Origin of the sequence: Mucilaginibacter litoreus (assembly GCF_042676805.1) — a bacterium.
In the GTDB taxonomy this organism is placed as follows: domain Bacteria; phylum Bacteroidota; class Bacteroidia; order Sphingobacteriales; family Sphingobacteriaceae; genus Mucilaginibacter; species Mucilaginibacter litoreus.
Genome location: NZ_JBHTHZ010000005.1, coordinates 217580 through 233083 on the forward strand (window position 1 = coordinate 217580; position 15504 = coordinate 233083).

8 protein-coding genes are annotated in these 15504 nt (G+C 42.3%); 2 read left to right on the forward strand and 6 right to left on the reverse strand.

Annotated features, from left to right (window positions below; genetic code table 11):
• Positions 1–9: 9 nt before the first annotated feature.
• Together ACFQZX_RS09105 and ACFQZX_RS09110 are read left to right on the forward strand one after the other, a co-directional pair.
• The gene (locus ACFQZX_RS09105; RefSeq protein ID WP_377114069.1) at positions 10–1137 is read left to right on the forward strand and encodes a glycoside hydrolase family 76 protein; all 1128 of its coding nucleotides are present in this window, start codon (positions 10–12) and stop codon (positions 1135–1137) included.
• Between the two features lie 149 nt (positions 1138–1286).
• A complete protein-coding gene (locus ACFQZX_RS09110; RefSeq protein WP_377114072.1) occupies positions 1287–2072 on the forward strand; it encodes an alpha/beta fold hydrolase in 786 nt (261 codons plus the stop codon).
• A 58-nt stretch (positions 2073–2130) separates the two neighbouring features.
• Here ACFQZX_RS09110 and ACFQZX_RS09115 read toward each other — a convergent pair whose 3' ends face one another.
• The 6 genes from ACFQZX_RS09115 to ACFQZX_RS09140 form a co-directional block, all read right to left on the reverse strand.
• The gene (locus ACFQZX_RS09115; RefSeq protein WP_377114076.1) at positions 2131–3576 is read right to left on the reverse strand and encodes a TolC family protein; all 1446 of its coding nucleotides are present in this window, start codon (positions 3574–3576) and stop codon (positions 2131–2133) included.
• 1 nt (position 3577) lies between these two features.
• Positions 3578–6745, reverse strand: coding sequence for an efflux RND transporter permease subunit (locus tag ACFQZX_RS09120; protein WP_377114079.1), 3168 nt, complete (start codon positions 6743–6745; stop codon positions 3578–3580).
• Between the two features lie 46 nt (positions 6746–6791).
• Positions 6792–7940, reverse strand: a complete 1149-nt coding sequence (locus ACFQZX_RS09125) for an efflux RND transporter periplasmic adaptor subunit (protein WP_377114081.1) — start codon at positions 7938–7940, stop codon at positions 6792–6794.
• Between the two features lie 94 nt (positions 7941–8034).
• On the reverse strand, positions 8035–8424 hold the full coding sequence (locus ACFQZX_RS09130; RefSeq protein WP_377114084.1) for a hypothetical protein: 390 nt from the start codon (positions 8422–8424) through the stop codon (positions 8035–8037).
• A 260-nt stretch (positions 8425–8684) separates the two neighbouring features.
• The gene (locus tag ACFQZX_RS09135) at positions 8685–13523 is read right to left on the reverse strand and encodes a chemotaxis protein CheB (RefSeq protein WP_377114087.1); all 4839 of its coding nucleotides are present in this window, start codon (positions 13521–13523) and stop codon (positions 8685–8687) included.
• Positions 13524–15050 carry a GAF domain-containing protein gene (locus tag ACFQZX_RS09140; protein ID WP_377114089.1) on the reverse strand — a complete coding sequence of 509 codons (1527 nt, stop codon included), beginning with the start codon at positions 15048–15050 and terminating at the stop codon, positions 13524–13526.
• Between the last annotated feature and the right edge of the window lie 454 nt (positions 15051–15504).

Here is a 15504-nt window from a genome sequence, read left to right on the forward strand (position 1 = left end):
CATCTACCTATGAAAAAAACCATCTATGTGTTGTTGACGAGCCTTTTTATTACAGCGGCAAGCTGTAGCAAAGGCAGTGAGGGAACCAAAACGCCTGGCAAAACAACCGGCGGTAAAACAGAAACTGAAACGCCCTCATTTACCGCGGCTGATGCAACAACCGCTTACACCGCTTTTAACCGGTATTACTATAATCCAACGGCCAGATTGTATTATAGTACCACGTTACAAGACGGCTTAGGCGCTATCTGGACACAAGCTATTTACTGGGATATGGCCATGAATGTTTACGAGCGCACCAAAGACAATGCGCAACTTAACATGGTTAAGGACATGTACCAGGGCGGCTTTAACCAGTACGATGGTTATAACTGGGATAACACCACTACCTGGTTTATCTATGATGATATGATGTGGTGGGTAATGGCACTTGCTCGTGCCCATCAGCTTACCGGCAACCAGGAATATTTGCAAAAAGCGATTGCCGGTTTCAATAGGGTATGGGATGGTTCTTACGACCCGGTTGACGGTGGTATGTTCTGGGATTTTAAGCATAGCGGTAAAAACGCATGCATTAATTTCCCAACGGTTATTGCGGCCATGCGTTTATATAAAATAACCGGTGATGCCGCTTATTTTGACAAAGCCAAGTCTGTTTACAACTGGGCTAAAACCAACCTGGTTGACGCCAACGGCCGCGTAGCCGACCATAAAATTGGTAATAATGCTCCAGGTTACGAGGATTATACCTATAACCAGGGTACCGCCATAGGAGCTGCTTACGCGCTTTACAAAGAGACCAAGGACAATGCTTTTATGGCCGATGCCAAACTATATGCCGATTACACTAAAAATAAAATGTGCACCAACGGCATTTTACCTGCCGAAGGCGACTTTAACGAGCAGGGTGTGTTAAAAGCAATTTTTGCGCAATACATTACGCAGCTGATAAACGAAGGCGGCCAGACACAATATCTCGACTGGATAAAGACCAACGTTAATACCGGCTGGAATAACCGTGATAAAGCACGCAATTTAACCTGGCGAAATTATGCGCTGCCTGCAGCAACTGGTGTAATGCAGTCCTACGAGTCGAGCAGTATAGTTACATTTATGCAGCTGGTGCCCACAAAATAATTGCTAAAAAACTCACAACTAAATGCCGGAAAACCTCCGGCATTTTTTTTGCAATTTGCGGCAGCTGCATTAGAGTAATATATACATTTGAAATTTACGATAATGATTATATTGTTGATTTTTAAGGCAAACCTATAAACAATCATATTATGCAACCCCAATTTATCACAGGCTATGCGCCGGTTAATGGCATTGATATGTATTATGAGATACATGGAGACAACAGTATACCATTAGTGCTTATACATGGCGGCGGCTCTACAATAGAAACCAATTTTGCCGCTATACTGCCGCTGTTTGCAAAAACACAAAAAGTTATAGCTGTTGAATTGCAGGCGCATGGCCGCACCAGCGACCGCAATGAGCCTGAATCTTTTAAGCAGGATGCAGCAGATGTTGCCGCATTACTGAAACATCTGAAAATTGAAAAGGCTAATATTTTAGGTTTTAGCCACGGAGGATGCACTGCTTTACAATTGGCCATTGATCATCCCGGGCTTATTCATAAGATGATAATTATTTCTTCAAACTACAGCCGTGCGGGCATGGTACCAGGTTTTTATGAGGGGATGGAAAATGTGACCTTAGCGGATATGCCTCAGCCGCTTAAAGACGGATTTTTGAAAGTGAATAATGATCCTGCCAAGCTGTTAAACATGTTTAATAAGGATAAAGCTAAATCCATAGCCTTTGAAGACTTTAAAGAAGAGGATATAAAATCCATAAAATCTCCGGCACTAATAATGGCAGGGGATAAGGATGTTATCCTTACGGAAGAGATAGTTAAGTTAAGCCAGCTTATACCCAATGCCCGGCTGATAATTCTACCGGGTTTTCATGGCACTTTGCTGGGTGAGGTATGCAGTATTAAGCCAGGCAGTAAACAGCCGGAAATCACTGCCACTTTAATTGATGAGTTTTTAAATGCTGAATAAATAAGCCGCACATCCTCGCGATGTACGGCTCCAATCATTAAAACACGAGTAGAAAGATTTATCTCCAACCGCCGCCTAACGCCCGGTAAAGATTTACATCCGTTATAAAAATGTTCTTTTTGGTGTTAGCCAATTCAAGTTCGGCGTCCAATACATCACGCTGTGCCGTAATAACCTCCAGGTACGTGGCCCGGCCAACTACATAAAGGTCATTGGCTACATCTACCGCATTTTTTAAAGCGGTTACCTGTTGCTGTTTATGAGTAAAATACTGCGAGTAATTTTCCATCCCTTTCAGGTTGTTCATTACCTCCTGGTATCCGGCCAAAACCGTTTTTTGATAATTATACAGTGCCTCCTTTCCCTGCGCTATCTTATATGCATAATCAGCTTTTATACGTCCGCGATTAAGCAAAGGTGCTGTTAAGCCTCCAATAAGCCCATATACCGCTGATCCCGGATCGAACAATAAAGCCGCTCTGAAAGAATTGTATCCTACGTACGGCGACAAAGTTAGCGACGGAAAAAACGCTGCGCGGGCACTTTTTATATCAGCGTTTAAGGCGGCAAGTTCAAGCTCGGCTTGCTTTATATCGGGCCGGTTAAGCAACATTTGAGAGGGGATGCCCGTGCCCAGTTTTTCAGGCATATTAAGTGTCAGTAATGAGGTGTCGCGTGCTATAGGTGCATCAAAAGTGCCCGTTAACAACCTTAACTGGTTTTCTGTTTCGGTGATTTGCTGAGCAGTGCTGTACTTAAGGCTTTTAGTGTGGCTAAGCTGGGCGGCAAACTGTTGCACGGCCAGTTCGGTAGCCCTGCCGCCAAGCTTTTGTACCTTTACAATTTCAAGCGCGTTTTCCTGTAGCTTGATGTTCTTATTAATAATATTCTGCTCAACCTCCAACGCTAACAATTCATAATAAGCAGTGGCAATTTGCGCTGTTAGCTCGGTTGTGAGTAACCTGTAAGCGCTGCGCGATGCCAGGAACCTGGCTAAGGCGGCATTCTTTTGGCTCCTCAGTTTCCCCCACAGATCAATTTCCCATGAGCTTCGGAAACCGATAAAATAATCGGGAGTGGGATTTGGAATACGCTTATCGCCATTAACGTTTGGTGAAAGGTTGGTATCGTAATTACCAACGCCGTTCATCGTATAATCTCCATAACGCTCTAAACCTGCCGTAGCGTTAAACTCAACGGATGGTAACAGTAACGATTTATTGTATTTAACATTAGCACCGGCCATTTCTACCCGCTGTAACGCCGCCCTCAGGTCAAGATTAGCCTTAAGGGCCGTGTCAATCAGTTTTAAAAGAAAAGCATCCTTAAAAAACGTATTAACAGGCAGTGCTGCGGCAGTCAGGGTATCCGCATTAGCATTAAAAGATGCCGGCATTGGTGAATTGGTTTGCGGCTCTATCGGTTTATATGCCTTGCATCCGGCCGCAAGGATAATTGCAAAAAGGGCAAGGTATTTATATATTGAAAGACTTTTATAATACATTTTAGTTTACATTTTCAGGAACTTCAATCAAATGCCCTTCGGGCTTGTGTCGCTTTTGCTTGGGTTTGCGGCTTGCTAATCCGGCGAAGATGACGTACAAACCAGGGATGAGTATCAAACCGAATATGGTACCAAATAGCATCCCCCCGGCGGCCGCGGTACCTATCGAGCGGTTACCTAAGGCACCGGCGCCACTGGCTATACATAGCGGTATCAAACCGGCTACAAATGCCAGAGAGGTCATCAGGATAGGGCGTAAACGGGATACTGCACCTTCAACAGCCGCCTGCAATACAGTCAGCCCTTCGCGCTGGCGTTGTACGGCAAATTCAATGATCAGGATAGCATTCTTACCTAATAAACCTATCAGCATCACTAAGGCTACCTGGGCATAAATATTGTTTTCAAGCCCTAAGATCTTCAGGAAGAAAAAAGCTCCGAAAATACCCGTAGGCAAAGACAATATTACCGGTATAGGCAGCAAAAAGCTTTCGTATTGCGCGGCAAGCAGCAGGTAAACAAATATCAGGCAGATAATGAAGATATATACTACCTGACTGCCTGAGAGAATTTGTTCCCTTGTCATGCCCGACCATTCAAACGTGTAGCCTTTGGGCAGGTTTTTTTCAGCTATCTGCTTAATGGTTTCAATAGCATCACCGCTGCTATAGCCAGGCGCGGCATCGCCGGTAACCATGGCAGAGGTGTACATATTATAACGCGTTAGCTGCTCGGGGCCAAAAACACGCTTCATGCTAATGAATGTGGAAAATGGTACCATCTCGCCATGCTTATTCTTTATCATGAGTTGCAAAACATCCTCCGGTTTTGACCGGAACTCTGGCGATGCCTGCACCATTACCTTATAAAGCTGCCCGAAACGGATAAAGTTGGACGCGTAGAAACTACCCATTAGTGTTTGCAGGGTAGACATGGCCTCATCTATTGTGATGCCTTTTTTGGCAGCCATCACCTGGTCTACAGATACCATGTACTGCGGAAAGCTTGCATCAAAATTACTGAACGCGCCTGCTACCTGCGGGGTATTATTAAGGGCATCAACAAAGGTATTGGTTACGGCTGCCGTTTTTTGCAGATCGCCGGTACCGGTTTTATCAAGTACACGTATCTCAAAACCACTGGAATTACCAAAGCCCGGCACCGTAGGCGGCGGAAAGAACTGTATGGATGCATCTGTTAGCATCCTGGTTTTTTCTTCCAGCTCATGTGTAATTGCTCCAATGGATGCCTTACGCTCTTCCCATGGTTTAAGGTTGATCATTACCATGCCGTATGATGCACCCGCAACACTGTTCACAAGGCTGTAGCCGGATAAGGTTGAGGTGGATTCGATATCAGGCATTCTCTTAGTTTGATCCTGAATGGCTGATAATACCTGTTCGGTACGCTCTACCGTAGCACCCGGCGGGGTGGTGATGTTTGCGTATATAACTCCCTGATCTTCTGTAGGAATAAAACCTGTAGGTAATATGGCACTTAAACCCCATGTAGCCGCAAAAAAGAATAGCAGCATGGCAACAGTCACCATCCTCCGGCCGGCTATTCGGGTAATTAAACCGGAATATTTGTTGGATAGGCCATCGTACCGTTTATTGAATCCTTTAAAAAACCGGGATAATAAGCCGGTGTGTTTTTCAGGGTCGTGGTGTTTTAATAAGATGGCGCATAACGCCGGGGTAAGGGTTACCGCGTTAACGCCGGATATAACGATAGATATAGCCAGAGTGAGCGAAAACTGACGGTAGAATACCCCTACAGGCCCAGTCATGAAAGCAACCGGCACAAACACTGCCGACATTACCAGTGTAATAGCCACAATGGCGCCGCTGATGCTCTTCATGGCGCTTAGGGTGGCATCCATTGGCGAGAGGTGCTCTTCGGCCATTTTTACGTGTACGGCCTCAACCACCACAATAGCATCATCCACCACAATACCGATGGCCAGTACCAGGGCGAACAAGGTTAACAGGTTGATAGAGAAACCCAGCATTTGCATAAAAAACAGCGTACCGATCAACGCGACAGGTACGGCAAGTGCCGGAATCAGGGTAGACCGGAAATCCTGAAGGAAAAGATACACTACAATGAATACCAGTATAAAAGCCTCAACCAGTGTACGTAACACTTCATGTATGGAAGCATCCAAAAACCGGGAAACATCATAGTTTACATTGTATTCCATGCCTGATGGAAAGGAGGTTTCCTTCAGCTCGGCCATGCGGGTTTTAATGTTGTTGATCACCTCGCGTGCGTTAGAACCGGGACGCTGCTTGATCATGATAGACGCAGAGGGGCGGCCATCTGTTTTAGAGACCATACCATAGGTTAAAGCCCCAAATTCCACATCGGCAATTTGCCGGAGCTTCAGTACCGTACCACTGCTGTCAGCACGCAGTACAATATTTTTATATTGATCAGGCTCAAAAAACTTACCCGGGTAACGCAATACATATTGCAGCAGTTGAGGGGATTTATCTGAACTTAGACCTGTAGAACCAGGCGCCGCCTCAACATTTTGCGCGCGGATGGCTGCTATTACCTCATCGGTAGATACGTGATAAGACGACATTTGATCGGGCTTTAGCCAAACACGCATGGCATATTCTTTGGCACCCATGATCTCGGCACGGCCAACACCATCAATCCTTTTAAGCTCCTGCAGTACGTTTATGTCTGCAAAGTTGTATATGAATTTTTCGTCCAATGTACTGTCCTTGCTCATTACGTTGAGGTACATCAGCATACTGTTTACCTCTTTTTCGGTAGTTACACCGGCTTTGATTACCTCTTCTGGTAATTCATCAATAATGGTCGACACACGGTTTTGTACGTTTACAGCCGCCTGATCGGGGTCAATACCCACATCAAAAAATATTTCGATCACAGTCAATCCGCTGTTGCTGCAAACGGTAGACATATAGGTCATGCCCGGCACGCCGTTTATGGCCCGCTCTAACGGCGTAGCTACAGCTTTAGCACAAACCTCGGCATTTGCGCCTGTGTAATTCGCGGTTACCGTAACCGAGGGTGGCACAATATCGGGGAACTGGGTTACCGGCAGCTTGATCAGCGCCAAAACACCCAGCAGCGTTATAATAAGTGAAATAACCAGTGATAACACCGGCCTTTTTATAAAAATGTCGAACATTTGTTATACAAATAGATAAATGAAATGTTAAAATAGTAGGACGCTATTAATTCATGGTCCTTAACTTCATGGCAAGCGTATTGCCAGGGGTTGCCACCGGTTTGATAGTCATACCGTCGCGCGCGCTCTGCGTTCCTTCGAGTAGTATTTTTTCACCGGGCTTAAGGCCTTCCTTTACCACGTAGTAATTTGACAGCCTTGTAATAGGTGTAAAGGCACGCATGTGCAGCTTATTACCTGCATCTACAGTGTACACATAGCTTTTATCCTGTATATCAAATACCGATTGCTGCGGAACAAGTACTACATCATTGATATCTGAGGTAATATAGAGTTTTGCAGATGCGCCGTGCCTTAAAAGCTTGTTCGGATTAGGGAACCTGGCCCGGAAATCAATTGATCCGGTAGTTTGTTCTATCTGTCCTTCAACGGTTTCTATTTTACCTGGATAAGAATATTTGCTGCCATCAGAAAGCACAAGGTTAACCTGCTGATTATCTTTACCAGTAGCGCTACGACGAGAACGTTCATATTGCAGATACTCATTTTCCGGGAAACTGAAATAGGCAAACACCTCGCTGATGTCTGATAAACTGGTAAGCAACACGCCCTCTTCAAGAAGGCTGCCTGCTTTAAGTGGTATTCTGTCTATAATTCCATCAAAAGGTGCCCTGATACTGGTATAAGCAATGTGGTTATTAGCGCTTTGTACTGCAGCACGTGCCTCTTCAATAGTTGCTTTATCAGCATTTAGTTTAGAATGGGCTACATCAAGCTCAGATTTTGATATTACTTTTTTATCAACCAGCAGTTTAATACGTTCTGCTTCAACCTCTGTTGCACGGGCATCAGCAACGGCATTGCTTAAAGCAGCCTTGGCTTTGCTTAGCATAACACGATACTCTTCGTCGTTGATTTTAAAAAGCACCTGGCCTTTTTTTACGGCCATTCCTTCATCAACGTATATTTTTTCAAGGAAACCTTTAACACGTGTACGTATCTCTACATTTTTAATAGCCTGTATATCGGCCACATAACCAGTTTGTAAAACAGTATCTTTCTGTTCAAGTGTGTATACCGGGAAACTTGGTGTTTCAACGTTTTTTTTATCATTAGCGTTACCGCCGGTGCATCCGTAATTTAATATTATCAAAGCTGCCAGTAAGACAAATACCGGCGCATATATTTTTTTCATTAGATTTTACTGTAAAAAAATTTGGGGCAGCAAGTGCTGCATAAACCATTAGATAAGCTGCTGTAAGCAGTTTAGGATAAGGTATTTACAGTATTTAGAAAGGGCTTAACCTGAACAGGTTTTGATATTGTGCAAGTGCAAAAGTGCGGTACTCTAAAAAACTATGACTGCTTGCACGCAGGTGCTGTATTAAATTGGTAAAACTAAATGTTTCGCAAACAGGCAGATTGGTAATAAAATTTAACTGGCTGTTTGTTGTATAACGATTTCGGGCACTGATTTTATGCTGGGCCTGAATATCGCTTTTTTTACACTTACCCGGGTAGTTGATAAGAAAAGACAGCAGTGTATTATCGGAAAAACAATTTCCGATATTGCAATGGCCATCTATGCGGTGATTTTCAAACGGATTAGTAGGATGGAAGCAAACCAGTGCATTTATCAGCCATGCACAAAGTATGATATTTGTCCATTTTTTCAGCATCGTTCAAGCTAATAACGTAATAACACACATTTTGTTTTCCTTATTGCGAAATTAACACATAAAAATGGACTTTTACACCAGATGCTGCAAAATAATTTAAATATTTATGTAAAAAAAGTGATAGATATGGGTTTTTGTTAAAATAATTGTTATTTGGCTTATAATAAACCATTAATGGTATGAATTGCAAAAGTGTGTCTTAGCAACTTACATTGGTTGAAGGCGAAGTATACTACGCTTGTGAAATGAAAAATTAGATTTTACTTAACCGGAATAGTGAACCAAAAGACAGAACCCTGGTTGCTGGTACTTTCCACGCCTATATCACCCTGATGCCTTTTAATGATCTCCGCAGATATATAAAGGCCAAGGCCAAGACCGGAAACATGACTGGACGATTCCTGTACGCGATAGAACCTGTCAAATAAAAATTCCTTTTTATCATCGGGGATGCCAATTCCAAAGTCTTTAACAGCTAATTTAAATTTCTGATCGTCTACATCACAGGTAACTACCACTTTATCGCTTTTAGGAGAATATTTGATAGCATTGGTTAAAAAGTTGGTCACTACCTGCTCAAGCCTTACTCTATCAGCATGAACTTTCATTTCGCAGCTTGCATTGTACTCAATGTGGTATGCAGGGTTTTGAGCCTGTACCTCATCAAGGCACTCCTTAACCATAACAGCGGCATCAAAATCTGAGTAGTTAAGCACCATTTTACCTTCCTGTATCTTAGTTACATCAAGCAGATCATCTACAAGTGTTGTAAGTTTGGCTGTTTGCTTGTTAGCCTTCTCGATAAATGAGGTAAGAGCCGGATCATGGCCATTCAAAGTATTGGCCATGCGTTGCAATATCTGCAACGAACCTTTGATACTGGTTATAGGCGTTTTAAGCTCATGGCTGGCTATGCTCATAAACTCATCTTTTTTTTGCATCAGCTCTTCGGCAGCTTTACGCCCCATTATCAGGTCGGTAACATCAAAGCCAAAAAAGGCAATACCGTCAACATTATTATCTTCGGCATAAACAGGGGTATAAATAAAATCAAACCAGCAATCTTTTCTTTCACCTGTCCTGTGGTCATAACGATTAACATGAAAGGCATTTTTTACAATGGTTTTACCCGTTTTAAGCACCTGCCGCTCAACCTTTGCAAGCTCAGAATCAATCATCTCCGGGTGTACATCTGCGCTCTTGCGGCCCAGGTAACTACGCTGGCCGTCAAATTTCTCAAAGGCTTTGTTTACAAATTCATATATCAGCTCTGGGCCACGCTTTATAGTAATCAATGCCGGCGCATTGGTAAATATGCTGTAAAACTCGTCCTGCTGTTTCTTAACCAAATGCAGCAATTCCGCGCGGCGGCTTTCTGCCTGCTTTTGTTTAGATATATCAATAATATAACTTACCGAATTAATATCACTATCATTTTGCTGCAATAAGGCCGACCCCATTAGTACCGGCAGCCTGTCGCCGTTCCGTTTTTTATATTGCTTTTCAAACGGTGGAACTATACCATTTTCCTTTAGCTGTGCAACTGCCTGGTCGGTTGCTTCCCTATAATCATCAGGCGTTATTTCTATCCAGTTAAGCGGGTTGTGCTCAATTTCGCTACGGCTATAACCAAGCATGTTCAAAAACGCATCGTTTGCTTCTATGATACGCCCGTCCATATTTGAAAACACCATGCCTATCATATTACTTTCAAATACCTTGCGGAATTTGCTCTCGCTTTCTACCAGGCGCTTCTCTGTTTCGCTTAAACGTGTTATATCAATTATTGACCCTACCAGCCTGTAAGGCGTTTTAAATTCATCTTCAAGTATGCTGCACCGGTCAAGTATAGTGGCATATTTACCATCTGCTTTTAATAAGCGGTACTCTGCCGACCATTGCTTTTGATGGGTGTTGATGGCATCGTAAATGCTTTGCTCTACACGTCGCCTGTCATCCGGATGCACTTTTTCAAACCAGAAACTTATATGGGTGCTTTCCTGGCTTAGTTCGTAACCAAACATAGTGGTAAAGTTTTCGCTTCGCCACATAGTGTTATCAACCAGGTTCCAATCCCAAATGGTATCGTTAGTAGCCTTGGCAACAAGCTTAAAACGCTCTTCACTTTCAGCCAGTTCCTTCGTACGCTTTAATACTCTCTCTTCCAGCTCGTTATTAAGGTTACGTAAACCTTCGCGTACGGTGATAAGCTCGTTATAATTTTTCTTGAGTTTCTGCTCAGCCTGTTTACGCTCAGTAATGTTGGTTAAACTTATTACAAAGCCATCATTCATCTTGGCTACCACAACCTGATGCCATTCGTTGGCAGGGGTTTTTAGTTCTGTTTGGATAGGCTTTGATCCTTCTGATATTTTTACATACTGTTCAAAGTTCATTAGGTTAACCAGATCCGGAAAATTTTTGATAGATGGGTGCCCATCCATTTCTTCAGTATTCTTTTTAAACAGAACCATGGCCGCATGGTTATAGGCCATACAGGTAAAATCTTTTATAGCCCGGCCGGCATTACGCACCTCCTTAAAAGCCAATATAGCAGCAGAGCTTGCATTAAATACACCTGCTATCATGTTATTTAGCTCGGTAATAACAGATATATCAACAAAGGTTATAACAACACCATCGCTGGTTTTATCCTTTTTTAGATAAGGCATTATCCGCATCAGGTTGTTTTTGCCGTTGTTCAGCTCAATTTCTTTTTCAATAACCTGTTCGCGGGCAAGTACGGCGTGTATATCATTGATCAGGTTATCGTACCTTATATTGCTCGAGATATGGTTGATAGGCCGGCCTATGTCCGCTTCTATCAAGTTAACCATCTTAATGGCTGCCGGGTTAAACTTGCGTATACGCAGATTAGCATCAATAAATATCTGGCCAATATCTGTACTCCTGAAATAATTATCCAGATCGTCGTTCAGCTCAATCAGCTCTCTTATTTTTAACTGATGTTCCGTATTCAGTGTATGCAGTTCCTCGTTAAGCGATTGCAGCTCCTCGTTACCCGATTGCAACTCCTCATTGGCAGATAGTAACTCCTCGTTACTGGATTGGAGCTCTTCGTTAGTGGTCTCCATCTCTTCAATGGCCATCTGCAGGTTAATGCGGGTTTCACTTAATTCGGCCTCCATTTCCATCATGTATTCAGCCTGGTGTTCACCAGGTACCGGAGGCAACTCAATACCATCTTTAATGACATTCTCGCCCTTTACCTCGGAGAACATCAGTAAAGTGTATCCGTTAGGAGATCGTGTATCGGGTGGTTTAACCGTTATCTGTAATAAAATATCTGTACCGGCACGTTTAAAACGCACACGGTTTAAGCGTACTTTTTTACTTTCTTTCCAGGCTTTTCGGATAGCAGTGTTGAGCACAATGGATACTTCCCGGCTCACCATGTTAAGAATACTCAGGTCAAGTTTTTTATCGGGCAGCGATAAAAACTGATTAAAGTTTCCTATGGTTTCTTTAATAGTATACGTCTTATCAATAAATATCCCTACCGTATCAAACTCCTCGATCATCAGGTCCCGAAACTCTTCTTCGAGGCTTCGTACCGGTTCGTTGTTTTGTAAAAGGGATTTTTTTTCGTTGTATCTTAAGCCCGAGGTTACTGCTGTATAAGTATGATGCAGGCCATAATTAATGGTACCTGTTTTTTGGAATATTTTCCATTTACCGCTTATTTCTGTAAGGCCCTCCTTTATACTTGATGTGTTTTCGCTTGAACCGAGAAAAAGATAACCGTTTTGATTGAGCGAATAATGAAAGGTGGCTATTACTTTTTGCTGCAACAGATTATTCATATAAATAAGCATGTTACGGCACGTAACCAGATCATTTTTTATGAACGGTGGCGATTTGATAACGTTGTGCTTTGCAAATACAATTTGCTTGCGAATAGAGGGTATAACAGAGTAGCTTTTATTTTCTTTGATGAAATATTTTTTTAACAGATCTGCAGGTATCTCTTTGGCAATAGATAGCGGATAGTTATTGCGCGATGCAATATCGATACTTGATTCATCTACATCGGTAGCAAAAATCTTAACCTCCAGTTTTTTTCCTGTTTTCTGCAGATAGTCATTAATGAGTATGGCAACAGAGTAGGCCTCTTCGCCGGTACTGCATGCGCAAACCCAAACCTTTAGCATTTCGCCTTCTGTTTTTCCCTCAACTATTTTAGGTATAACATCCTTAGCCAGTATATCAAAAGCCGGTTTGTCTCTAAAAAACTTGGTCACACCAATCAAAAAGTCCTTGGCAAGAGTTTTTACTTCAGCAGGTTTTTCGTGCAGTACATTTATGTAATCCTCAAGCTTCTTAATACCAAGGGTAACCATGCGGCGGTCTATACGCCTTAAAATAGTAGGGGTTTTATACAGGTTAAAATCCTGGCCGCTGTTATTATGTACCAGCCTGAAAATTTCATTCATCAGGCTGTCGTCCAGATGGCTCTCTTCAAGTAAGGGTTTATGATTTTGATTTACATAATTATATACTTCTTCATGCATTTTAGCTGGTGGGAGTATATAATCTGCATTGCCGGATGTTATTGCGCTGTTAGGCATACCATCAAACTTAGCGGTTGAGGGGTCCTGCACTATCACCATACCGCCGCATTCTTTAATCACCTCTATACCCTTTGTACCATCAGTACCTGTGCCAGATAAGATAATAGCTATTGCTTTTTCCTTTTGATCTTTTGCAAGGGTAAATAAAAAGGTATCTATGGCTGTGTTGGGCGCCTTATCGTTAGCCTTGTCCGCCAGTTTTAATTTATGACCGCGGATGGTCATTAACTTTTTGTTTGGAATAATGTAAACGCAATCGCGTTGTAAAGCCATATCATTTTCAGCCTCATACACTTTCATGTGTGTATGCTTTGATACCAGCTCAACCAGAAGGCTCTTGTAATCTGGCGATAGGTGCTGAATAACAACAAATGTAAAGCCCGAATTTGCCGGCATGTTATCAAAAAACTCATGTATCGCCTCGAGGCCACCGGCAGACGCACCGATTGCGATGATATAGCGATCAGGAATTGATAGTTGTTTAAGCGCTACGCCGTTCTTTTTCACTTAATTAATTTGTCTTCCTTTTGTTGTATACTCGTAAATAAAGCTTCTCATGTTTTCAGCTATCTCCAGTTCATGCCTGTTCCAGGCTACGGCAGTGTTGTGCACGGTTTGTTGCCATAGTTTAAATGAGTTTCGGGGATGATAATTTTTGCGGTCAGGCTCAAAATTAATGGCCTGATTTGGGTCGCCTCCCCATTTAATTGTTTGCACTACCTCTGGCCTGAAACACATAATAAAATCACCTTGTTCGCCATCAACCGGTATTGCCAGTACTCCACTGGCTATACGGGAATAGGGCAGGGCCTCGTCATATTCTGCAGGGAGTTCGTCAGTCACGAAAAGCTTTTCTATGTTTTTGTTTTGTAACCAAAGTACAAAGTTTTCTAAAAAAGCATTATCGGGCACATCTCCAATTACGTGCGGCATGCCATCTTGTATAGCAACTACGCCGCCAGCGTTAAATACTTCCATCAGGTTGCACTCGCTATCGTTTAACAAACCATCTAAAAGATCATTCTTGGCATAAACCTGAGCTATTAAGGCAGTTTGCTGCTTTTGCAAACCGGCCTTTAACTCAAAGTCTTGTTTATACAAAATGGATGTTATTTTGTTTGAGACTACCGATGATAACAGTTCGCAAACGCCGCAAAGCTCAAAACTTAAATACAGCGGCGTTAGATGATGACAGGCAATAAGGCCCCAAAGTTCGCCATTATGGGTTACACGTATAGACATGGATGCGCAAACATTCATGTTTTTAAGGTACTCCAAATGTACAGCCGCCACACCACGCAGGTTACAATCGCTCAGATCAATAAAGGCATTTGTTTTAGGGTTGATAACAGGATATAGCCTAACCGGCTCAAAATCTCTGTCTGGTATTAATCTGTAAGTGTTTTTAAGATAAAGCTGCCGGGCCTGCTTAGGTATATCTGATGCCGGGAAGGTATGGCCTAAATAATTTTCCAGGCCTTGTCCCTGCACCTTATCTTCAGCTATAACGGTACCGTTCCAGTCGCTGTCAAACCGGTACATCATAATGCCATCAAAACCTGTAAGCTTGCGCAGTTCCTGCACTGCAATGCGGCTTACCGTCTCAATATCACCTGCCTGTTCTATTGCAGCAATAGCATATTTTACTTCCTCAAAAACATTGGTAAAGCTGCGCTCTGATGATTGATCCCATTTTTCAAGCTCAAGTATCAGGTACTCATCTTTAAAGTGTACAAGAGATTGCATTTTTGTGCCTTTTACACTTATGGCAAGCGGCACCTTATTGCTTATGTTCTCATTAAACCGCTGTTGCAATTTTTTTAGTGCCTCAACATCCGCATGGTCTGAAAACGGCTTATTTATCAATTCCTGAACAGGCTTTTCAAGCAGATCAGCTACGTTTTCACTTAGCTGTAAAATATCTAACGACTGTTTATCAAGTATAATAAGGTATCCGTAGGATTGTATGACATTTATATGGTTAAGCGGCAGGCTGCCACAAAATTCCGAATCGTAATTCTTTTTTTTACCCATTAGTAATAGTTAATACCAGCAATAATATCTGCTAACAACAAAATATCGGCTTAGTTTATAATGGAATATTAAGCAAAGAACATGTATAATGTAAATAGCAGATGTATTTTGCTAAGGTATAGTTTAATCCAAGACAAAACAATGGTTTATTAAACAACTTTTAGGGGTATTTTAACTGTTAACATAAAAATTACTTACAAGCGAAATATTATTTATCTGATAATTTGCTTTTAACATTTTGCTTAAACTAACATGATAGCTTTGTGTTATAATGTTAAATATAATGGAAATGGGCTATTCATCACTTGATCTGTTTATGCTTTTAATAGCGGCGTTTGTTATATGGGCAGCCTCACGCATCCCCATGAAAAAGAATGATGCACACAAGCGTTTGATGCGAACAAGACTTAAGAGCAAACACTCTCATTCGTTATAATTAATAACGGAGGCGGTT